This window comes from Vibrio sp. 970, assembly GCF_033339075.1.
Genome location: NZ_JAWOTW010000003.1, coordinates 340,132 through 363,450, shown reverse-complemented (window position 1 = coordinate 363,450; position 23,319 = coordinate 340,132). Strand labels below are relative to the sequence as shown.

The window sequence follows — 23,319 nt, the reverse complement described above, 5'->3', positions numbered from 1 at the left end:
GTCAACATACTAACGTATCTACATGTTTTGATAGCTCGGTCCTCCGCCACCTTCTGGTGCTTTCCACGTGATGTTTTGCGAAGGATCTTTGATGTCACAGGTTTTGCAATGCACGCAGTTGGCGGCATTTATCTGAAACTTCAACTTATTGTCCACTTCCACCACTTCGTAAACCCCAGCGGGGCAATAGCGCTGACTCGGTTCGTCATACATACCTAAATTCACATCAATTGGAATGTGAGGGTAAGTCAGAACAAGGTGACAAGGTTGATTCTCTTCGTGCTGTGTTCCCGACAAAAATACCGACGAAGGCTTATCAAAACTGATTTCACCATCTGGTTTTGGGTATGCAATTGGGTGGCACTCTTGTTTAGGTTTTAACTGCTCATGATCGTGTGAATAGTCCTTGATAGACCAAGGTAACGGCTTCTTAACCAGTGGTTGCCACAGGTTGTGTTCAAAAGTCGAAAGAGCACCGCCAAGTATGCTGCCAAACTTATGAATGTTCGCGCCAAAGTTACGCGTTTCGGCGAGTTCGTCATACAACCATGATGATTCGAACAACGACTGGTAGTCTGGCTCAGAAGCTCCAGTTTGTCGGGCCGTATGTACCGCTTCTGCTGCAATGATTCCGGATTTCATTGCTGTGTGGCTGCCTTTAATTTTAGCAACGTTCAAAGTCCCCGCATCACAACCAATCAATAAACCGCCAGGGAATTGCTGTCTCGGCAGAGAGGAAAGTCCACCTTTCGCAATGGCTCTTGCGCCGTAAGCGATGCGCTGAGCACCTTTCAAATGTGGTTCAATAGCAGGATGGTGCTTAAAGCGTTGAAATTCGTCAAACGGACTCAAGTAAGGATTGCTGTAATTCAAGTCGACAATAAGCCCGACGGCGATTTGGTTGTTCTCCATGTGATAGAGAAAACCGCCGCCTGTGGTATTTGTTTCACTCAAGGGCCAGCCAGCGGAGTGGATAACACTGCCAGATACATCCTTGCTGTCAGTGGGTAACTCCCATATCTCTTTTAGGCCAAGCGCGTAGTGCTGTGGTTGCTTTCCTGCGTCTAGGTCGAACCTTTGAATAAGTTCTTTACCCAGATGTCCGCGACAACCTTCAGCAAAAAGGGTGTATTTTGCCCTTAGCTCGATACCTGGTTCAAAGTTAGGTTTGGCCTGGCCGTTCTTGTCTAGTCCCATATCGCTCGTGTTAATGCCTGTCACGGCGCCAGTCTGATCATAATTGATGCTTGCAGCGGCAAAGCCCGGAAAAACTTCCACCCCAAGATTTTCTGCTTGGTTAGCGAGCCAACGGCAAAGGTTGGCAAGGCTAATTACGTAATTATTCTCGCCATTTATCATTGGACGCGGTGTAAGGATGTGAGGAACTCGAATATGGTTTTGTTCAGTAGTAAGATAAAGGAAATCATCTCGTTGAACCGAGGCTGCTAGCGGGGCCTCCATTTCTTTCCAATCGGGGAAAAGCTCATCTAAGGCACTAGTTTCAAAAACAGCGCCAGATAAAATATGCGCGCCCACTTCTGAGCCTTTTTCTACAACGCAAATTGAAAGTGCGTCATCTTCACTGTCTTGTTTGAGTTGAGCTAGCCGACAAGCTGCACTTAAGCCCGCAGGTCCGGCCCCCACGATCACGACATCAAACTCCATGCATTCTCGTTCCATCTTTATGCTTCCTTTCTATTATCGTCATCTGCGTGACAGGTTTTTGGTTTCTATACAGAAAACTATAGCTCAGTTGACGTTAACGTGAAGTGGACTAAGCTCAAGTAATGGATCTGACGTGTTATATGAGGCATGACCATGGAAGACCGACCATTAGCAACACTTGTGCTCGCAGAGCATGACAACCAATCGTTGGCTGTAGGGACGCTGTGTGCAATTAAAGCGGCATTTGAGATTAAGGATGATGATAAATCGCTTCCTGTTTCTGTGTTGCTTATTGGTTATCAGTTCCAATCAGTTTTGGATGAGTTGAATTGTGTTCAGGATGTTGCAGAAATTATCTGGGTTGATGCGAAGGGATATGAACATGGATTAGCGGAAAATATCGCACCTTTGATCTCACAAGTAGCCAAAAACTACTCACACATTCTTTCTCCTGCCAGTACATTTGGTAAGAATGTGATGCCTCGTGTGGCGGCGTTGCTTAATGTTGGTCAACTTTCTGACGTGATGACAATCGAGTCTATCGATACGGTGATTCGTCCAATTTATGCTGGAAATGCATTGGCGAGAGTCACGTCGAATGATCCCTATAAAGTGATGACAATAAGAAGTACGGCTTTTGATGCCGCAGAGCTATCTGACACGCCAGTTGTCCCTAAGCTTACTCAAGTCGACACGGTGATTATCAATAAACTTAGTGAGTTTGTTTCGCAACAAACGCCAGAAAGTGAGCGACCAGAGTTGCCAGCGGCTAGAGTAGTGGTGTCGGGTGGTCGTGCATTCGGGAGTAAAGAGAAGTTTGTTTTAGTAGAACAATTGGCTGACAAGCTAGGTGGAGCGGTAGGGGCGTCACGAGCGGCGGTCGATGCGGGCTATGTGTCTAATGACCATCAAGTCGGGCAAACCGGCAAAATTGTTGCACCGGAGTTATACATTGCAGTCGGAATTTCTGGCGCGATCCAGCATTTGGCGGGAATGAAAGATTCCAAGGTGATTGTTGCAATTAATAGCGATCCTGATGCGCCTATTTTTGACATTGCAGATTATGGATTGGTCGACGATTTGTTTGTGGTAATGCCTGAGCTGTTAGAGAAGCTGTAGATATAGTCTTGCTTCCTAAAACAAAAGGCTTCCGGACTGGAAGCCTTTATCATTTGATTTTTATAAGTTACTTTTCGCTCGGACGTTGCAGGTGCTCTGCAAGTACTTTCGTAAACCTTGCAGCTTCACCACCAGTACAAGCGCGATGATCAAACGTTACGGATAGCGGCATTGCTTTCACCGAAATTGCTTGACCATTTCTTATCACAACTCGGTCGAGTATTCGGCCCGCGCCGACAATAGCGACTTGTGGCGGTGTGACGACAGGTGTTGCGTAAATACCGGCAATCGCGCCGAAGTTGGAAAGCGTAATCGTCGCGTGCTGCAGTTGCTCACGACCGATTTTTCTCTCTCTGATCCCTTCAACGGTTTGATCGAGCCAACGACGAACATCTTGTGGTTCGTATTCATCTGCGTGGCGCAAGACTGGCACGTACAATCCATGACGGCTATCTACTGCAATTCCTACATTGACCGTTGTGTGTACACAGCGTGTCATGGTTTCGGCATCAAACCAAGCGTTTAAAGCGGGCTCTTCTTGACACGCATGAACAATCGCTTGAACAAGGCGGATACTGATATCTTCGTTTGGCAGCCAATCTTCCAACAACGCTTCTTCCGTAATGGTTACGGCGGCAACATGTTCGTGCGATTCGGTCATAGACGACACCATGGTACGTCGAGCGCCTTTCAAAACTTCGGTGCCTGGACGCTGTTTTCCGGCTTCGTCGTAAATATCGGCATCAACGATAAGTCCGTTCGGGCCACTACCTGACACGAGGTTAAGATCTACCCCAAGTTTTTGTGCCAACAAGCGAGCCGAAGGCAGGGCGGTAACGAGGTTACTTTCTGTCGTGTTGTGGTTGCCACCAATCCAGAAATCATCAACGTTTACATGATGCGCTTGGTGAGAAACGCTGCCGACGACGGTTGCGGCGTCAGCAGTGGCTTTTTTCTCTGCCGTTACTTCTCTCCCGGCACCTGTTTCATCAATCTCTAGCAGTAATGCACCAATATTGACGATTTCACCTTCCTCACCATGACGGCTGACCACACGGCCCGAATAGGGGGCAGGGACGTCTACCGTTGCTTTTGCTGTCTCTACGGTTAAGATCACTTGATCTAATTTAACCATGTCTCCGACATTAACGTGCCATTTGACAATTTCTGACTCAGCGAGACCTTCACCGAGATCGGGTAAATTAAACGTCTTCATTTCCAATCCTCCACGAGTTCGCGCGCCGCGGTCACAATGTCTTCTTCCTGAACCATGAAATAATCTTCGTTACGGTAATAAGGCATAATGGTGTCCATTCCAGTTACTCGTTTAGGTGGGGCTTTAAGTAAGCACATGGCGTGTTCAGCGGTTCGAGCTAATAGCTCAGAGCCCACACCACAAGTTTTACTCGCTTCATGAACAACGAGTAAACGTCCAGTTTTTTCTAGTGAGCTGAAAATCGTCGCGGTATCAATTGGCTTAATACTCGCCAAATCAATCACCTCGACTTCAATTCCCTGACTAGACAAGGTTTGCGCGGCCTGAAGTGACTCTACGACGCATGCGCCCCAAGTAACGAGCGTGATATCTCGCCCCTTACGTAAGGTGAAGCATGTGTCGAGTGGGAGTGCTTCGCCGTTATCAACGACTTCAGATTTAACGGTGCGATATATGCGCTTCGGTTCGAAGAACATGACGGGATCATTGCTTCTAATTGCAGCGAGAAGTAAGCCGTATGCGCGTTGTGGAGAAGAAGGAATCACCACTTTAAATCCAGCAGTGTGAGCAAATAGCGCTTCCACGCTTTCTGAGTGGTGTTCCGGAGCGTGGATACCGCCGCCAAATGGCGCACGAAAAACCGCGGGACAAGTGAGCCGACCGCGAGTTCTGTTACGCATTCGAGCTGCGTGGCACATTAAGTGCTCCATCGCAGGAAAAACGAAACCTTGAAACTGAAATTCGGCGACAGGTCGTAATCCTTGCGTTGCCATACCGACCGCAACCCCGCCGATTAAGGCTTCAGCGAGTGGCGTATCGATGACTCGTTTAAGACCAAACTCTTGCTTGAGTCCAACAGTGGCACGAAATACACCACCATTATCGCCCACGTCTTCACCTAGTACGACAACATTGGGGTCTTGTTGCATTTCGTGGTGCAGGGCAAGGTTTACTGCTTCAACCAACGTTAGCTCAGCCATGTCTGCCTCCCTGCATTCTCATTGCCTTGTTGATGAGTTCATCTCTTTGTGCATGAAGCTCTTGAGGTAGCGATTCATACAAATAATCGAAACCGGTTTCTGGTGCTTGTGGCGGTAAGCTCAGATAGCGTTCAACAGCTAACTCTACTTGCTCTTTACAGTAATCTAGCCATTGCTGTTCTTGTTCGTCGCTCCAAGCGCCTTGATTAAGGAGGTACGTTTTAAGACGTGCGATAGGTTCGTATTGCCATGCAGTTTGAACATCATCTTCTTTACGATAACGAGTCGCATCATCGGCCGTAGTGTGGTCACTCAGTCGGTAACTCACCGCTTCGATGAGTGTTGCACCTTTCCCTTTTCTTGCTCTCTCAAGGGCGGTTTTAGTTGCATCATAAACGGCGACGACATCGTTACCATCGACAGTAATACCCGGTATACCTGCACCTTGCGCTTTTTCTGATAAGAAATCGGCGGCACATTGGAGACTACGCGGAACTGAAATTGCCCACTGGTTATTGTTTACGACGAAAACAAGTGGAATATTCCAAGTACCTGCGCAGTTTATTGACTCTAGAAAGTCCCCTTTGGATGTACCACCATCGCCGCACATCACTAGCGCAGCTTCATGGTTACCTTGAATTTTTAGCGCGGAAGCCACCCCGACAGCATGCGTACATTGCGTCGCTATGGGTACACAGTAGGGAAGGTCTCGGCTAGGAACCGGACTGCCTTCAGGAGCAAAATCACTCCCGCGCTCATCGCCACCCCAGTATTGAAGGTTCTTTTCCATGCCAATGCCACGACACCACATCGCAGGCATATCGCGGTAGTAAGGAACAAACACATCATCGGCTTTAAGTGCTCTGCCGACCGCAATGCCTATGGCTTCCGCGCCTAAGTGTGAGGGATAGGTCCCTAGCTTACCGGTGCGTTGCAAGGCAACTGCTTTGTTGTCGTAAGTGCGAGTTAATACCATATCTCGGTAAAACCTGACCAATGTTTCAGTGTCAGCCCAGTTGGGTAGTTGGCCGACTAGGTCCCCACGATGGTCGATAAACCGATGCATGGGTAATGCCTGAACGTTCATCTCAAGCTCCTTTTGACGCTGCGGGTCTTTTGGACTGCAGCTGTTCATACAAAACCAGAGTTTGTATGGGTACTCAAACTCTGATATCAGCGCAAAGGCCATACCTAAGGTTGCGTGTGCTTTCGATAGCGGTAGGCATCTGTTCGTCCCTTAAACTATTTGTCGATAACATCGCTGCGACCATTTCACCGCAAGATACAGAGAAAGGCTTTTCTGTATCTAACCCTCTAACTAAATCGTGGTATAGCCAGATACAATAAGTGTAAACAAATTGTTAAATTATGCTTCATTTTGACTTTCGCTCAGTAGTAAAGTTTTGCTTACACCCTGATTTTGCAGAGTAATATGCTGATATTTTGTTGGTGGTATTTTTAAACTCGAATTTAATTACTGGTTAATGAAACATATTTGCAACAAAATTTGGCTGTAAAATTTGACAAAGTGAGTCATTATTAATGAATCAACTCAAACAGTTGCTATATGATGAATTGCAAATTTTTGTTGTGCTCGAAGCCTCGACCTTATGAGAATGCATAACTTCTTCCCAACAGAGTGGAATCAAGGTAGGGTGACGGCATTACAAATGTATACCCTCGGCAGTCCTTGAGCTTATCCAAAGTAGGTGGTGCTCAAGTGGAAGTGATTATGGAGAAGTTATGTACCACGCTCATGTTTATTTTCCCTTAAGAGAACAAGATAAAGCGCAAGCCTTGAACGAGATCATCCGTCAAGAGCGTCAAGATGTGCTGCGTGTGTTTCCATTAGTTGGAAGGTTAGTTGGCCCACACAAGATGCCGATGTTTGAAATTCACCTAGAATCATTGAGTGAAGAGTTCTTGGCGTGGCTTGATACGATTCGAGGCGATTTTTCTGTGCTTATTCACCCAGTAAGCGAAGAAGAGTTGCTCGATCACACAGAACGCGCGATTTGGTTGGGCAGAGAGATTGGTGTATTTGAAGAAAAGTTAGAGAAATAGTTGCTCTTCTCGCCCATGCATGACCGCTTTGAATCCTTCTCTTCTCATTGCGGTCGCAGCTTCTGCTTAACGCCTCATCTTCATTGATGGGTGCGGAATCCCTCTCTTACGCTTTGCTGTAGTTATTTTTGTGCTAAACCTAAAAGTAGGCTTTCGAACTTCACGCACAAAGCGTGAAAATGTTGCTGTTTAGCATGCCATTAAATGAATTTTGGTGGTAATAAAATAATAAGTCTTTGATAAATCAAATAGGTATAGCAGGGAAGTGCAGTTTACGACCCCAACGCCATTGGCAGTGGCGCCGATAATTTATGAGGGGGAAGGGTATGTTTTCAATACTCTTGGTTATACTTGCACTCTATATATTTTGGCTGTTGTTTCGCAACGGGCCTGCGTTTGCCGGGCGTACCGCTCAAAAAAAACGTGACTGGGTTGGGCCTACCGCCAACAAAGAAGAGTGGCGAGGATTTTGTACGGATGTATTTCAGCCGTTCAGTTCTCAAACGACTTTCTACGCCATTGCTTATTTTGCCAATTACGTAGCAGCAGCGAACGCAATATCTTGGTCAACGATATACGAAGGCGATTATCCGGTCATCATAAGCCGATTTGGTAGCTACTTCATTTTAAGCACGCATGATGCACTGGTCGTAGCTGGGTTTATTGCGCTTGCTTTCTTTATCATTAATTGGCAACTTGCCATGCGCTGCTCTGGTATTCTTAGCCAGTATCTAGTGCGGATTCTTATTATTAATCAAAAGCGCTTTGTCGCGATTAGCTTGGTGTTTTGCAGCTACTTTTCGTACCTACTGACGCTTGGTATATTCTGGCTGTTCCATGATGGGTATTCAATCTGGCATGGATTAATGCTTAGCCCCGTGTTCCTGTTGTTAGCTTTATTGGTAGCGGTTGTTGTGCCATCTGCAAAAAGAGAAAATAGTGTACCTAAGTAATCCCGAGATGGTTTGTTCAGCGGGAATAGTTTGGCTTGTAGACTAGGTGGTGATGTAAAGGACTAGCGAGTCTAAATCACGAAGCGGCAACAAAGTATACGAGCCGAGATCTTTACTTCATCAGATATTTGGATGGCTTTGGGGCGTTTACTTAAGCAAGGTAGGCTGCACTTTTAACTCGATCAGATTATCACGTTCTGGTTTAGCCTTATCGAATGACAAAATAAAGCTGCAATTCGATAACCCTAGACAAGATGATATGTCTTCGTAAAAGGGTGAAGTGTTCGTACTGGGAACTTAGAATTAAAAAACGCGGCCAAAGAATAGCCGCGTTTATTAGAATAAGAGATTTAACTTTCTGTCACAGGTTCAGAGGCTTGTTCAGCGCTTGAATCCACAGCTTTTACAAGTAGTAGACCAACACCTCCGACGATGGCACCACATAGAATAAACACTAAGCGCCCCCATACTGGGTTAGGTAGCAGAGCCATAAACATGACACCTATACCTGCGACCGCGATAAGTTTACCCAGCATTTGACGTTGCTTGTTATCGAGTTTTCTCTGTGCCACTGATTCCGCTACAAGAGGCGTTGATAGGTTTTCAAAGAACTTATCGACATCTGCTTGGCGTTTGTCAGTTAGAGGCTTGTAGAATAGAGTCGACAACATGAAGAAGCCACCAGTTAGCGTCATGTGTCCGATTAGACCTATTGCTACTTTCACATCAGACCATTCTCGGCTAGTCAACTCCTCAAGGCCAAACGCCGATGACACCATATCAGCTGTGATAACAAACCCAACAAGGTAGGAAACGATGCCACCCACGACTAGAGTTCCCCAACCGGCCCAGTCTGGAGTTTTCTTGATAAAGAAGCCTAAAAACGCTGGAATTGTCATTGGGAACCCGATGAGCGCACCAACGTACATCATAGTGTCGAATAGACTCAGACCTTTTAGAGAGTTTATAAACTGCGCGATTAGAATAATTGCAACGCCAAATACCGCCGATGTTGCTTTAGAAACTGCGACTAGCTCTTTCTCTGATGCTTGGCCTTTACGAACGATCGGTTCATAAAAGTTCTTTACGAAAATACCTGAATTGCGGTTAAGACCAGAGTCCATAGAGGACATCGTAGCAGCAAACATTGCAGCGACCAGAAGTCCAACCATACCTGCTGGCATGTATTCTTGAACGAAGTATAGGTACGCGAAGTCGCCTGCTTTGTTACCAGCATCTGGATAAGCTGCCGCTAAATCAACACCTTGGCCTGCAATATACCAAGAAGGCATGAACCAAATGAAAACTCCACCCAGCATCAATATACATGCTAGCAAAGCTGCTTTTTTTGCATTTTTAGAGTCTTTTGCAGCTAGGTAACGGTAAGAGTTCAACATATTGTTTGTAATAGAGAACTGCTTAACGAAGATAAAGAACGCCCAAATACTAAAGATGCTTAAGTAGTTCAGGTTGTTACCTGCAACAAAGCTCCCACTTTCTGCGACTGGGAAGTTAGAGATAATTTCAGTAACGCCACCACCTTGAACAATAGCAACGGCTGCACATGTGATCGTTACCGCCATGATGATGACCATTTGCATGAAATCGGAGGCGATAACCGCCCAAGAGCCGCCAGTTACCGACATCGCAAGTACAACTAAACCGGTAATCCAGATGGTTGCTGTCATATCAAAACCAAAAATACCTGAAGCTATAATAGCAAGGGCGTTAAGCCATACACCTGCAGAGACAACACTGTTTGGCATCGAAGACCAAGTAAATACTTGTTCGTTTGTTGTACCAAAACGCATACGAATGGCTTCTATGACAGTTACGACGCGTAACTGACGAAATTTCGGTGCAAAGTAAGCGAAGTTCATGAAGTAACCAAACGCGTTTGCAAGGAAAATAATGGCGACAGCAAAACCATCATTGTAGGCTTTACCAGCGGCGCCAGTAAATGTCCAAGCAGAGAATTGAGTCATAAACGCCGTTGCTCCAACCATCCACCAAAGCATGTTGCCGCCACCTCGGAAGTAGTCGCTTGTAGTACTAGTAAAAGTTCTGAACATCCAACCTATTGCGATTAAGAATAGAAAATAGATGCCCACAATGAGAGTATTGAGTTCCATCTTTAGACCTTTGAAGTAGTTTATTGTCCTAAGTAATAGTAACGTTCGCCCCTCTTATTTGTAGTACAATAACTCAAAACCGTGACCAGTAAGGCGTAATAAACCCTTTAATTAATCATACAAGTGATCGGTGTCAGATATTGCTTTTCTCTGAAGCTGCTAAAAGTGTCGAGTTTAGGCATGGGTTCTATGAATATACTTATAAAGAATCTTAAGTCCTCTAATAAGAATGGACGCGGATTTATGCATATCTGGCAGAGGGATATAACATCGATTGATGTAGGATTGTTAAAAAAAAGCCCATGCAAGCCTGTACTGCATGGGCCAAACGGTACTAGTACCGCGAGCTGTCGGCTGAAGTTCGCAACAGCGGCTTTACATGATTACTAACCACTGCAGATGACGTTCGAGGGGACATCACCTGAATTCGGTTGTTTATGTAACGCTGCTAGATCTTCGACAATCATTGCGTACATGCAATGCCAAGCTCTCTAAAATGTAGTTATGATATGGAGCAACTAATCAGTTTACACTCGCTCTGATATTGGCAAGTGACAATGGCTATTCGCTGCATTTTGCTAACGCCGACTCCATTAATGGTATTGTATTATTAATTAAGGTAAATGCTGATGATACCAAATTGTGACAGAGAACATGTTTAGCAAATAGGCCTGTGATCTGGATGATTACAGGCTAAGCCGGTAAAGGGGCCCGACTGTCGCTTTTGTCTGAGGTGCGATACGGGTTTGTTGAACTAATAGTAACTCTGCAGTTGCAATTGCATCTGCAAGTGCATTATGGCCGTTGTAAGCGGGTAACCCGTAACGTTCCCTTGTCGCTGCTAGAGTCACATCTGATTCATCGGAAGCATTGATAGCTCTTTGTAACCTTTTTTCTATTCGCAAGGTGTCTATCCAAATGAGCGGCAACTCTTTTATGTTGAAAACTCGCTGTAAATATTGATTAATAAAGCTAGTTTCGACTATACATCCGTGCGCAACAATAACTTTGTTTTCTGCTGCTTTAAAGAATGTCCGCATTGCTTCATGAATAGAGATTCCATCAGTCAGCATTTGTTGGGTAATATGGTTAACAACTATGGTTTCGGGCTTGATTTTTGAGTCGCTATGTACATAAAGGTGTTGGCTTGTTGCTAAGTCAATATGGCCTTGTCGAATCTCTACCCAGCCCATGGAAAGAATGACTTCTTCCTCACTGTCTAAGCCAGTTGTTTCAAGATCAAGAACGATGAACTCAGTGTCAAAAGCTCGTTGATTTACGTCCAGATTTGGCGAGCGAAGCAGCTTTTTAAGATAAAGAGGGATGTGCTTCTTTTTACAGTGCTTTTGTCTCTGACGATTTTTTCGTGTCAATGGATGAAAGTACTCAAGTAAGCGCTTCATTATCGGCTCCCAAAACGGAGTTTGGCGACTTCTTGTAGATCTGCAATGATGCGGAACGCGTCTTTTAAATGTTGACGTTCAAAACTACCGAACGTATTGGGGTCAATGTGGTTATTTGGCTCATCTCCACTTTTTAGTGCTTCTAATTGATGGGCAAATCGAAACGACAAGATGAATTGATATGCGTTTATTATATTTTTGTACGCGTCATGGCTGAGCAGCCCTTTTTCGTTGGCTGCTTTAAAACGCTCATCAGTTGCAGTGAGGTCACATTCAACTGCAAGACCATAAATCCTTGCAAGATCAATGATTAGATTAATCGCGTATTTTTTTACGTCGAGCGTTTTCTTGTTCTCTCCCGATTTTTGTAATACTAGGCTATTGAATATTCCTAGCGGTGGGTTTGTTTTCACCGCATCGTTAACTAACATCGTAAGGAATTCTCTATTAGCGTTGATGTTAGAGTGAAGCTCATCGCGAAGTATCTGTTCAAAGTCTTTGTTTCCATAAACGGTTCGGATTTCTAAAAAGACACTGATATTGAGGAGGCGCTCGTATTCAGGATTTGCCACCCATTTCTTATAGTACTTTTTCCAAACAGAGAGAGGCTGGCACCATTTAGGGGTCGCTGCCATAAATTTCCCTGGACACAATGGATAGTTACATTTATTCAGACCATTACTTACTATCATTGCTAAATGTTTGAAGTAGATACGGTCGTTATCTGTTGCCGAATCATCTAATACGATGGCGCTATCTTGATCTGACAGCATATGTACTTCTTGGCGAGCATGAGAGCCTGCCACAATCCAAGAGAAGTCACAGGGAGGTGTTCCCAACTTATCAATGGCTATTTGTATTAACCTACGAGTGTACGCATCCATAATCATGGTCATCACTTTACCAATGATTTCTGGTGAAACCCGTCCTTCGACTAATGCTTCAAAAATAGCTTGGCGCTCAGACGTAAAACTAGACAACGCTTTGACACTGCCAGCATATTTGATCTTTTCAATTAAAAATATTGCTTGGACTCGATGGTTTTGAACCAAGTGCGTTGTTGTCAAAACGCCAACGACGTTATTGTCTTTGACTAGGGGTAAATTTCTTATGTTGTGCTGCATCATAATGGAGGCAGCATGCAGAACTAAATCGTCAGGATGAATTGTTTTAGGATCAGGCGACATGACTTCGACGACTGGTGTTGAGATGCTTAATCCTTTAGCGATGACTCGCTTTGTCATATCTCGGTCGGTAATCAGTCCAACTATTTTATTATCACGATAAACGACAGCGCAGGGAGAGCACTTATCGATCATCTCGTTGGCGACTGACTGAATGGATTGCTCAGCGGTTACAATTGCAACTCGACCACTAGCAACTTCCTCTACACGCCGAATAAACAACCCTTTTTCTTTGTTAGACCACACGACATCTAATGCTGACTTTAGCCGTACCTGAGCTTGTGATGCAAAATGTTCAGCACATTCAGGATGAGAAGTGCACAACTTTTTCAGCGCAGCATTTGGAATTACATAAACTAATGAATTTTCGATTGCAATTGCTTTGTATTCTTTTCCGCTTTCGACTTCGTTACCAAGAAAAGTGAAGCCAAACAAATCTTCCGGACCAAGTTTAGCTCTCAATATGCCATCAGATTTACGCTGTTCGATAGAGCCAGTTCTAATAATATAAAGTGACTTTTCGTTCTTAGAAGAATACTGATCAACAACATCCCCCTTGCTTAAATAAGTGATCTTAACAGATGAAGCAAGCTCGCGAAGTGCACCTTTAGGTACCTTGTCAAACGGATCAATCTGGCTGATAAACTGTATGATATTTGGCAGTAGCGAGTCGGTCATAACACAACATTCTTAAAATACATTTGTATTACTATATATCAAAATATTGATGGTGTGCCATAAAGAATTGGAGGAAACGAAATTAAAAAAGCACGCGAGATGCGTGCTTTTGCCTAGTTATTAGATCGCCCAAGCCCTAAGCTTAACTGGCTTCGGGTAAGCGATGTTTTGACTCCAACAAGTGGTTAGCCGAAGCTTGACGTGCTTTTTCAGCATTGCCTGCCATTATTGCTTCATAAATCTCACGATGTTCTTCGATGCACGTATTGCCTTCCTCAGATGAGTGAGCAATAAAGTTAATGAACATTGTAGTCAGAACATGCCCAAACGGTAAGAAAAAGTCGTTTCCGGTTGAGTTAAAAATAATGCTATGGAAACGAATATCTACATCCATCCAGCGCGCTTTGTCCAGTTCGTCTGCTTTAGCGACTTCCAACATATCTTGGAATGCTTCTGATAGCTGAATTCGCTGTTCCGCAGTGGCATTTTTCGCTGCGAGTGCACAAGCTTCAGGCTCTATCGCGCGTCGTAACCCCAAAAATTGATGACAAAACTGATCTATCTCTGTTAGACCGTCCATCCATTCAATTAATTGTGGGTCTAAAAAGTTCCAGTACGCTCGGTTGATGACTCGAGTACCAACTTTTGGACGTGACTCGAGTAAACCTTTTGATGTTAAAAGTTTTACGGCTTCACGCAAAGCTGTGCGACTGATACCAAACTGTTCACACAGGGACATTTCTCCTGGAAGAATGGACCCTTGAGGGATCTTGCCTGACAAAATGCTACGAGCAATTTCGCGAGCTACTTGTACATGTAAGCTGCGCTTGGAACCGGAGATAGAATGAAATTCACCAGACATAAAATCACTTATCGTTAAAATTGTATTATTTAAGCTTGGACTATATCATCCAAAGTGTAGCTCACCAAGAAGATGTTTACGTAATAACAGTTGTCTTCACAAATCCATTTTGAATCTCCGACTGCTTTATGAAGCCTTCATGATTATGATACTTAGCGTATAACAGATGAGGCCACCGATTCTTACATCATTCCTTATTTATTTGTTAGCTCAATATGTTAGTTAACTCTAGTCGCGCCTACTTATTGTACTCACTGATTTTCAATACACAGCACACAATTTGAATAGAAGGTCAGGTTTCTTGTTAAATAAAGTGATATTGTATTATTATATACTAAAGATCGGTGTGCATGATGTTACTACTCGACCATTCAATATTGAGTTTGGCCAATATACCTCGCGAGTAAAAATCATATTCATAAGATCGTTAGATTTTAGACGCCAAATAACAGTGCTTTACATTTACACAGAAAGTCTCCGCCTTCAAAGCGTGTTTCATTTGGCCCTTTCTAATTATTAGCTAAACAAGTCGTTTAGGCTGCTGGCAATGAGGAATATAGATGGCAGAGTTTTCACTTCTCGGGAATTCAAATCACAAGATACATGTACAAGTAGCAAGACAGATTTCTCGCAAAATATTGTCAGGAGAATTAAGTCAAAATGAGAAGCTCCCGAGTGAAATAGAACTGTGTAAGTTGTTTGGTGTTAGTCGGACAGCACTACGAGAGTCGACGAAGTTGCTGTCTGCTAAAGGCTTAATTATCTCTAAACCAAAAGTTGGAACTACGGTACTACCAAGAAACTATTGGCATTTTCTTGATCCTCAACTCTTAGAGTGGATCCAAGATTTAGAAGATACTAAGCCGTTTCTATCTCAGTTTTTAGGATTGCGTAAAGCCATAGAACCAGAGGCGTGTGCGCTGGCAGCCCAAAATGCCAATGCTGAGCAAAGAAAGCTGTTGTCAATTGTATTTCAAAGAATGACGATGGCAGCACGATGTCACGATTATGATGAGTGGATTGCTAACGATCATTTGTTTCATCAAACGATATTCCTTTGTACCGATAATCAATTCTACGTTCCCTTCAGCAATATACTTTCGACCATATTTAAGGTGTTTATTGACAAGTCAGTTGAAGGAGGGAGGTTCTGCCTTAATGAGCACCGTGCAATTTATGATGCAATTATGGTCGGAAACTCATTTCAAGCTCGTTTAGCCTCTCAAACGCTGTTAAATGATGAGAATCAGAGGCTTTCCGGCGCCGTGAATAGTTAAGAGCTTGCGTACATTTTTATTGACTAAAAAGAGTTTTCTGTCGTTTCTTTTTGTCATGAACTTTGCCTAATGACAGAGCTCTTTAGTTTAAACGTTTAACCTCATTACAAAGGTTTACTAATGTTTTCCCAACCATATATAAAGAAAAACTTATCTCTTGCTTGGCCGCTTGCTCTTAATGCTTTGTTGATGCAATCAATGCTTATGATTGATACGCTGCTTGTTACGCCATTAGGTGAAGTTTCACTTGCTGCTATGGGGATTGCTACAACAATAGTTTCTTTTGTTTTAGGTATCCAAATGGCTCTAGCAAATGGGTCTCAATTGGTACTTAGCCGTGCCGTAGGCTCTGGTCATTATCTATCGTTAAATAAAGGTTTCTGGGCAGCTTTAGTTATCAACGTTCTAGTCGCATCCTTATTCTGGCTGTTGATTACTGTCTTTGATGAAGCGTTAATCAGTAAGTTGACGGATAACGTTGATCTCTATGCGGAGACAAAATGCTACCTTGCAATTGCTAAGTTCATCGTCATATTCAATGCCATTACTCAGGTTATGATTGCGGTGTTCAATGCGCTTGGACGGACCAAAGTTCCATTTAAAGGCTATTTGATTGAATTGCCAGTCAACGTGGCGATGTCTTATGTTCTGATTCACGGCCTGACTAATTTTGAAGGTATTGGCGTTCAAGGTGCCGCGGCGGGTAGTTTGGTTGCTATTAGTATTCGGCTGTTATATTTAACCATGTGCATTAAGCTTGATGATTCTATCATCTTGTCTATTAAGAAGCTTGATGCGTCATTGAAAAGCAATATACATAAGCATTTTAAAGAGATTTTCCCCGTCGCGGCGAACGTCACAATGTTACAAACTGGCGCAACGATATACATGTTGCTGTACTCGCAACTGACCTTAAATGCTTATGTCGCTATGACTATCGTGATGCCTTGGATCAAAGCGGGTACTCAGTTCATTACTGCTTGGGCGCATTCATCGGCAATCACGATTAGCCAAGCAATTGGATCAAGAAAAATGGATGAGCTGCGTAACAATGTCGATATTAGTATTGATATGGCCGTGATGATCTCGTTCGTTTCAGCATTTTTCTTTTTTGCACTTAGTTTCGTTCTTCCTGATTTGTATCCCGACTTAGACCCGAGTACTTACAAAGCGTTATCCGCGATTGCTCCACTTTACATACTGCTACCGATAGTACGTGGCTATAACACCGTTCATGGTCATATTTTGAGAGCGTTAGGTAAAACAACGGAGGTGTTTAAGATTAACTTTACCGGTCAGTGGGTAATCTCAATACCGTTATGTGCTTTGATGATTTTATACTTGGACCTTTCAGTGTTTTGGGTGTTTGCAATCATGCCGTTTGAAGAAATTGTTAAGGCATGGCCATTTAGGCATTTAGCACGTAAGTCTCTGAAAGATTTCGATATTAATAAGGCAGACAAGCTAATGTACGATTGATTCTATGACTATTGGATTAGGTCGAAAATATTCGTAGATGCTATGGACTAAAGAGGAGTATGTCTAGCTTATCATTTTGGGGTTTATCGAGTTTATAAATTGTGATCAATAGAGCACATCATAACTTCTTTCCTCGAATCATTCCGTTGCAAACCTTATTATATGTATGACAATATTACATATAATAAGGTTTGAACATGAAACTCAATCTACTCGTAGCCGCAATGGCTGTTACCTTACCAACTCTTGCTATCGCTTCTGATTTAAATAATGGCGTTGATTATCCAGTCCCTGCCGATAAATTTGATATGCGAAACTGGAAGATCACTATTCCTTCCGATATCAATGAAGACGGAAAAGTGGACGAAATCGAGGGTGTGGCGATGCTGAGTTATTCACACAAAGACTTCTTCTTCTTGAACGAAGAAGGCAACTTGGTGTTTGAAGTGCAGAATAAAGCGGTAACGACAAAAAACTCGAAGAATGCTCGCTCTGAACTACGTGAAATGCCTCGTGGCGCTGACTTTTCTATTCAAACCGATGATTTAGCAAACCATTGGGCTTTATCGAGCCACCCTCAGGCTGCTAAACACAGTCGCGTAGGTGGAACGTTGGAAGCGACCTTGAAAGTGAACCATGTTTCTGAACACGCCAAATTTCCAGAAAAAGGGCCTGCTCATTCTGTTGTTGTCGGTCAAATCCACGCGAAAAAAATTGATGCAAGAATAAAAGAGGGTAAAGGTTATGGACATGGAAATGAACCCATTAAAATCTTCTATAAAAAATTCCCAGAACACAAAATGGGCTCTGTATTTTGGAACTACGAGCGTAACCTAGCGAAGGAAGATCCAAATCGTATTGATATTGCATATCCAGTATGGGGAAATACTTGGGATAACCTTGAAGAACCAGGCCAAGCAGGTATCGCTCTTGGTGAAGAGTTCAGCTACAAGATAGAAGTTCAAGGAACTATGATGAACTTGACGTTTGAAACAGAACGCCACGAGACAGTGACTTATTCCATAGATCTCAGTAAGGGGATTGATAGTAAGGACTTTGAGCATGGCTACGCAGAAGACATGTTCTATTTTAAAGCAGGAGCTTATGGTCAATGTAGCGTCAGTGAGTCTCACCCTGTGTGGGGTACAGGATGTGCGGGCACCGGTGATTTTTCAGTCGACAAGAAAAACGGTGACTATAACAGCGTGACATTTTCTAAGCTCAAGCTAAATCAAAATTGAAACTAATAGAAAACTAAGAGCTACTCGATTTCTACTTAAGCCTCATCGATTTGATGAGGCTTTTGTTTTCAGTGGAATTCTTTAAAAGGTAAGAAACAAGATAGAGCAAGCAATCACTGGGACTGGCTTGAATTTAGAGTATTGTGTTGAATTTTGTTCTTCTTAAGAGGTAAAAAAATAAAGCCAGGCTCGAAAGCCTGGCCTAGTATCAAGTGCTACAAAATAACACTAGAGTTGCTTTGAATCGATGTTATCGAAATATGCTTTTGTTGAAGCACCACTTGTGTCCCCTACGTAAATAGTTAGCTGTGATGGTGTATTCGTTGCGTCTAAGCCTGTTTCGGACTGGCTTGGCGCATCAACCGTTTTTCCATTAATAGAAACGTTAATCTCATCACCATCCCAAGCTAGGGACATTGAGTTCCAAGCGTCAGTCGTAATAGTGCCTATTTCTACGTCATCTGATCCTGCTTCGGCTTCAACTTTACCACTGCCCGAAATTCTCAATTCGTAGTAACGATCTGAGTTGTTTTTACCTGAGCCAACATTAATGTATGTAGTTTTTTCGTTGTCTGACGGAATGTAAACATCGAATGACACGCTACCGTTTGATGTTGCTCCGTTTGAAAACTCGCGCGTAACGTATGGTTTGTTGGTCGTATCTGTGTCGGATATTAGCAGAGAGTTAGCGCCGCTCTTTGATACGTCATCACTTACTACAGCCACGGACGTCAAGGTGGAGGAGTCATCAGCAACCGTATTGTATTCTTTCCAACTAGAGTTTGCTGAACTGATATTTGTTCCTACTGGGTATGAGTCAAAGTTTTCACTCACGTCTTCTGACGGTTTATCAGGATTAGAACTTCCGTCTGAAATGACAACCGCTTCGCTTGATGCACTGTTGTAAATTGTCGCGAGGTCTAAGCCTGGAATGTAGTTGTCAAAATCCTCTTCTAGAACCAACACTTCAGAGCCCGAATCACTAGAGTAAATCTTCAAGTTGTCTGCATTTAATTCAAAGTTTGTAGTGTTGCCATTATCACCTAGTCTCAGTGATACATAGGTTACAGCGGTGCCATCAGCGACAGGTAACATTTCACCTATTTGTTTACCGTTAACCGAAAAAGAGAAGAAGTTTTCTATCCAACTGACTTCTATCGCGAGGTTTTCACCTAACTCAAACGTGTCGCCTGTTTCCGTCAAGTTTCCACTTGCATCGCGGTATTTGATTTTGCCGTTTTCAAATGCCACTTCGCCATGCAAGTTGGAATTCGAGGTTTTTGCTGCATAAAATGAGATGTAAGCATTGTCACCAGAACCGTCGGCTTCCTGTTCTGTTTCTTCATGATGCTGGTAAGTTAGATCTACAGTTAGTCGGCCTGTTGAAATTTCTGAAACACTCGTTGAATCAGACAGCTTGATTCGTAACTCACCGGTGTCTTCTTCTGTTCCACCTTTATTGGTATCCAAAATTTGTACGACGTTGTTATCGCCAGCGTCATTATTTGCCGCTGCAACTGCATCTTTCACCGCATCGTTTTCTGATTCATCGTTACCGGTGAAGTTTCCGTCATTTGTTCCTGAGATGGTTAACATGCCGTTTGAAACTTCATAAGTCCCTGTTAACTCGGTAGGGTTACCTAGATCGCTCTCGTCATAAAGGTTGAATGTAAGCGTCTCTGTATCTTTATCTTCGGTATAAGTTGAAGTGTAGATTGTGTAAGTACCGAAGTTATCATCATCGTTATAATACTTTTGCGTACCGTCTTCAAAGACATAGACGTTTGGCAGGTCGTGCTCATCATCGGATTTCGCCACAGTGGCTGGTGTTGAAATATCCCACATACCTTGGCTCAACTCAGACTCAGTTTCTGTTGGTGGGGGAGCCGATGGTGCATCCCTTAAATCAGTGTTACATCCGGTTAACAAACCTGTGGAAATAGCAATTGCTGCTGCAATTTTTGTTACTTGCATGGTAGGTACTCACTTCTATGTGTTTTTATTTATGTAATATTGTTAGACAAATAATTTCTGTCATCTAGATGGTTTTATCAATAGAATGATCCGACTCACACTAGATACAATGATTGCTCACTGAAGTGATGAATAAGTCACACAAAATAGTTGAATATCAACATCAATAAGAGCTGAACCTTTATGAGGTTGAGGGCTTTCTTTATAGAGAAACAGCAAAAACTAAAGGTGATTTAGGAAAGAAATTTGATTTCACATCAAGATTTTTGATTTTAAACCATTGAATTTATTGTTTTTTATATTTTTTTAACCTTCTTCTTTATCATATGAAACGAGTTAAAACATTTCTCTGTAAGTGATGTCTACAAAGGTCGTTTTAGAATCAGACATAGCTAACACTTTTGAATATATAATAATACAAATTGTCAGTTGAGGGGCACTTACATGATTAATATCACAGAACTCTCATGATGAATTAACTAGTATTTGTCATACATTAATTCAATAGTGTTGAATCAAATCCAGGGATTTAAGTGGTATCCCAAAAAATATATACAGAGAGATATAATCATGAAAGCAGTTACAACAATGTCCCTATTCGTTGCTTCCACATTAATGGCGGGAGCGGTTTCCGCAGCAACTTTAGACTATCGCGCAGAATATAAGCATGAGAGTGAAACTTATGCCCAACGTATCAAAATTAGTGGTAGTTCTAAAATTAACGATCAGACCAAACTGAACTTTGGTGTTGAACAAAAATTCCATAGTTACGACAACTCGCATTTTTGGGATCAACTCGTTGCTGGTGATTCTGAGTTTGATTGGGGAGTTCGCTACCAAATAAATAAACAATGGTTTATCCAACCAGGGATGCCTATTACTTTTGGCGATGATGACGAAAAAACCACTTATAAACCACAAGTTCGTGTTGGTTACAAATCCTCTTTTGGCTTAAGTACCGCTTTACGTTACCGACACGAATTTCAAGTTTATTCAGATGGTGCAGGTAACAAAACACTAACGGATGGTACTTCGGTAAGCGTTGCTGGGAAAACAGTTGAACAAGGTAAGTGGACACTGACAGGCTCTTACGATATGCGTCAGTTTGATAACGAGTACCTTGATAACGTCAAGCTGAGCTATGAGATCAACTACAACAAAAACTATGACGAAGTGCGTTTATCTGATTGGAAAGATTCTGAGTGGGATGCTGGCTTAATTGTTGGTTACCAAATGGGAGATTTCCGTCCTTACTTTGAATTGTGGAATGTCAAAGGTAAGGATGGTTCAACCACGGATGACCGCCAATTGAGAACACGCCTTGGCCTTAAATACAGCTTTTAACCCGAGTGTTATTGCCTAATTGTTGTTACAGCAAAAGAGCTGTTAATTCATTTTTATATTGTAGGTGTTAGATTACATGAAGCATATTTTCTTCAAAAGCTTGTTAGCTTCTTCTATTTTACTTGCTGTGGGCTGTAATAGTACGGCGACCATGGTAGATCCATTTCCAAACAACCAAGAAACTGGTGCTGATATTCTGACTCCCGTTACGATAACGGCGAGTAGTCATGATGGTAATGTTCCAGAGCAGTTGTTTGACCAAGATATTATGACACGCTGGTCAGCAAATGGTGATGGTGAGTGGGCGATGTTGGATTACGGCTCGGTTTATGAGTTCGACGCAATTCAAGCCTCGTTCAGCAAAGGTAACGAACGCGTCAGCAAATTTGATGTTCAGTTTAGTACTGATGGTGAAAACTGGGTGACGGTTATTGAGGGTGCGCAAAGCTCTGGTCGCGCACTTGGCTTAGAGCGCTTCCAGTTTGAGCCTGCAGTAAAAGCACGCTATGTTCGTTACGTTGGCCACGGTAATAGCAAAAACCAATGGAGCTCAGTTACTGAGTTAGCGGCAGTTAATTGCGGAATTAATGCCTGTCCGGCAAGTCACATCATTACTGATGACGTCGTTAACGCTGAAGCGGCTATGATTGCGCAAATGAAAGCGGAGCAAAAGGCACAAAAGGATTTACTCAAAAAGAATCGTAAAGGCGACTTTGGAGCACCAATCGTCCGTCCTTGTGAAACGACTGTGACGTGTGATCTTTCTAAAGCAATGCCTTACCCTACGTTACCGAAAGAGCCACTCGCTACAAATGCACCGGGTGAAAACTTTGACTTAACACGTTGGAAACTGACGACACCTTTCGACCATGACAAAGATGGTCGTGCTGATGATATTGATGAGTGGGACTTGGCTAACGGCTTCCAACACTCTGATATATTCTACACAGCAGATGATGGCGGAATGGTATTCAAGAGCTATGTGAAAGGCGCTCGAACTTCTGAAAACACTAAATACGCGCGAACTGAGTTACGTACCATGCTTCGTGCTGGTGATAAGTCTTACAGCACAAAAGGTGTAAATCCTAATAACTGGGTATTCAGTTCTGCACCAGTTGAAGATCAAAAAGAAGCGGGTGGTGTAGACGGTACGCTTGAAGCGACTCTGAAGATTGACCACGCAACCACAACTGGTCAGTCGCATGAAGTTGGCCGCTTTATTATCGGCCAGATTCATGACAAAGATGATGAGCCAATTCGTCTTTATTATCGTAAGCTACCAGACCAACCAACAGGTACAGTTTACTTTGCTCACGAAAAAACCAAAACTGGAACAGAGGATTACTACAGCTTAGTGGGTGATATGACTGGTGAAATTGGTGACGATGGCATCGCGCTAGGTGAAAAATTCAGCTACATCATTGATGTGAAAGGCAACACAATGACAGTTACGGTAAAACGTGATGGTAAAGATGATGTTGTTCAAGTCGTAGATATGAGTGACAGTGGCTATGACGAAGGTGGCAGATATATGTACTTTAAAGCCGGTGTCTATAACCAGAATATGTACGGTAATCCAGATGATTACGCACAAGCTACTTTCTATAAATTAAAACAATCTTTTGGTAAGTACCAAGGCTAGTTCTATCACTTTTAGTTGATTGAAGTCCTTTGCCCTCGGCTTTGTAGCTGAGGGCTTTTTCTTTCTGTAGAAGAATAAAACAGCTCAAATATTATTTTAATTGACA

At 43.0% G+C, this 23,319-nt stretch carries 18 protein-coding genes; 9 read left to right on the top strand and 9 right to left on the bottom strand.

Going from position 1 to position 23,319, the window contains the following annotated elements:
* Positions 1 to 18: 18 nt before the first annotated feature.
* Entirely contained in the window at positions 19 to 1,680 is a 1,662-nt protein-coding gene (locus R7Q11_RS06515; RefSeq protein ID WP_225466301.1) for an electron transfer flavoprotein-ubiquinone oxidoreductase, read from the bottom strand.
* Between the two features lie 138 nt (positions 1,681 to 1,818).
* Here R7Q11_RS06515 and R7Q11_RS06510 point away from each other — a divergent pair, with 138 nt between their 5' ends.
* Positions 1,819 to 2,784, top strand: coding sequence for an electron transfer flavoprotein subunit alpha/FixB family protein (locus R7Q11_RS06510; protein WP_225466300.1), 966 nt, complete (start codon positions 1,819 to 1,821; stop codon positions 2,782 to 2,784).
* Between the two features lie 67 nt (positions 2,785 to 2,851).
* Here R7Q11_RS06510 and R7Q11_RS06505 read toward each other — a convergent pair whose 3' ends face one another.
* The 3 genes from R7Q11_RS06505 to pdhA are packed head-to-tail and all read right to left on the bottom strand — an operon-like array spanning position 2,852 to position 6,067.
* Positions 2,852 to 4,000 carry a dihydrolipoamide acetyltransferase family protein gene (locus R7Q11_RS06505; RefSeq protein WP_005375831.1) on the bottom strand — a complete coding sequence of 383 codons (1,149 nt, stop codon included), beginning with the start codon at positions 3,998 to 4,000 and terminating at the stop codon, positions 2,852 to 2,854.
* Positions 3,997 to 4,980, bottom strand: coding sequence for an alpha-ketoacid dehydrogenase subunit beta (locus tag R7Q11_RS06500; RefSeq protein WP_017634235.1), 984 nt, complete (start codon positions 4,978 to 4,980; stop codon positions 3,997 to 3,999). The genes R7Q11_RS06505 and R7Q11_RS06500 overlap by 4 nt, the downstream gene beginning before the upstream one ends.
* Positions 4,973 to 6,067: a pyruvate dehydrogenase (acetyl-transferring) E1 component subunit alpha gene (gene pdhA, locus R7Q11_RS06495; protein ID WP_225466299.1), complete on the bottom strand. Its 1,095-nt coding sequence runs from the start codon at positions 6,065 to 6,067 to the stop codon at positions 4,973 to 4,975. The genes R7Q11_RS06500 and pdhA overlap by 8 nt, the downstream gene beginning before the upstream one ends.
* Before the next feature lie 65 nt (positions 6,068 to 6,132).
* Between pdhA and R7Q11_RS06490 the strand changes: the two genes are divergently transcribed.
* The 3 genes from R7Q11_RS06490 (at position 6,133) to R7Q11_RS06480 (ending at position 7,997) form a co-directional block, all read left to right on the top strand.
* Complete coding sequence (locus R7Q11_RS06490; protein ID WP_127891143.1) at positions 6,133 to 6,327, top strand: hypothetical protein; 195 nt, start codon at positions 6,133 to 6,135, stop codon at positions 6,325 to 6,327.
* Positions 6,328 to 6,723: 396 nt separating this feature from the next.
* Positions 6,724 to 7,044 carry a DOPA 4,5-dioxygenase family protein gene (locus R7Q11_RS06485; protein ID WP_005375836.1) on the top strand — a complete coding sequence of 107 codons (321 nt, stop codon included), beginning with the start codon at positions 6,724 to 6,726 and terminating at the stop codon, positions 7,042 to 7,044.
* Positions 7,045 to 7,370: 326 nt separating this feature from the next.
* On the top strand, positions 7,371 to 7,997 hold the full coding sequence (locus R7Q11_RS06480) for a hypothetical protein (protein WP_154203902.1): 627 nt from the start codon (positions 7,371 to 7,373) through the stop codon (positions 7,995 to 7,997).
* 350 nt (positions 7,998 to 8,347) lie between these two features.
* Here R7Q11_RS06480 and R7Q11_RS06475 read toward each other — a convergent pair whose 3' ends face one another.
* From R7Q11_RS06475 to R7Q11_RS06460, 4 genes are all read right to left on the bottom strand, one after another.
* Positions 8,348 to 10,129: a sodium:solute symporter family transporter gene (locus tag R7Q11_RS06475; protein ID WP_191115835.1), complete on the bottom strand. Its 1,782-nt coding sequence runs from the start codon at positions 10,127 to 10,129 to the stop codon at positions 8,348 to 8,350.
* A gap of 686 nt (positions 10,130 to 10,815) precedes the next feature.
* Positions 10,816 to 11,532 (bottom strand): 3'-5' exonuclease, encoded by a 717-nt coding sequence (locus R7Q11_RS06470; RefSeq protein WP_005388533.1) that lies wholly within the window; start codon positions 11,530 to 11,532, stop codon positions 10,816 to 10,818.
* On the bottom strand, positions 11,532 to 13,394 hold the full coding sequence (locus R7Q11_RS06465) for a putative nucleotidyltransferase substrate binding domain-containing protein (RefSeq protein ID WP_053307762.1): 1,863 nt from the start codon (positions 13,392 to 13,394) through the stop codon (positions 11,532 to 11,534). The genes R7Q11_RS06470 and R7Q11_RS06465 overlap by 1 nt, the downstream gene beginning before the upstream one ends.
* Before the next feature lie 142 nt (positions 13,395 to 13,536).
* Positions 13,537 to 14,256: a FadR/GntR family transcriptional regulator gene (locus R7Q11_RS06460; RefSeq protein ID WP_005388529.1), complete on the bottom strand. Its 720-nt coding sequence runs from the start codon at positions 14,254 to 14,256 to the stop codon at positions 13,537 to 13,539.
* 560 nt (positions 14,257 to 14,816) lie between these two features.
* Here R7Q11_RS06460 and R7Q11_RS06455 point away from each other — a divergent pair.
* From R7Q11_RS06455 to R7Q11_RS06445, 3 genes are all read left to right on the top strand, one after another.
* Positions 14,817 to 15,533 (top strand): FadR/GntR family transcriptional regulator, encoded by a 717-nt coding sequence (locus R7Q11_RS06455; RefSeq protein ID WP_225466298.1) that lies wholly within the window; start codon positions 14,817 to 14,819, stop codon positions 15,531 to 15,533.
* Between the two features lie 189 nt (positions 15,534 to 15,722).
* Complete coding sequence (locus R7Q11_RS06450) at positions 15,723 to 17,012, top strand: MATE family efflux transporter (RefSeq protein ID WP_025998585.1); 1,290 nt, start codon at positions 15,723 to 15,725, stop codon at positions 17,010 to 17,012.
* A 197-nt stretch (positions 17,013 to 17,209) separates the two neighbouring features.
* Entirely contained in the window at positions 17,210 to 18,253 is a 1,044-nt protein-coding gene (locus R7Q11_RS06445) for a polysaccharide lyase family 7 protein (RefSeq protein WP_054578992.1), read from the top strand.
* 228 nt (positions 18,254 to 18,481) lie between these two features.
* Here R7Q11_RS06445 and R7Q11_RS06440 read toward each other — a convergent pair whose 3' ends face one another.
* A complete protein-coding gene (locus R7Q11_RS06440) occupies positions 18,482 to 20,227 on the bottom strand; it encodes a hypothetical protein (protein ID WP_033906977.1) in 1,746 nt (581 codons plus the stop codon).
* Positions 20,228 to 20,797: 570 nt separating this feature from the next.
* On the opposite strand from R7Q11_RS06440, the gene R7Q11_RS06435 reads away from it, so the two are divergent.
* Positions 20,798 to 21,571, top strand: coding sequence for an oligogalacturonate-specific porin KdgM family protein (locus R7Q11_RS06435; protein ID WP_017634227.1), 774 nt, complete (start codon positions 20,798 to 20,800; stop codon positions 21,569 to 21,571).
* Positions 21,572 to 21,647: 76 nt separating this feature from the next.
* On the top strand, positions 21,648 to 23,213 hold the full coding sequence (locus tag R7Q11_RS06430) for a polysaccharide lyase family 7 protein (RefSeq protein WP_182016130.1): 1,566 nt from the start codon (positions 21,648 to 21,650) through the stop codon (positions 23,211 to 23,213).
* Positions 23,214 to 23,319: the final 106 nt, after the last annotated feature.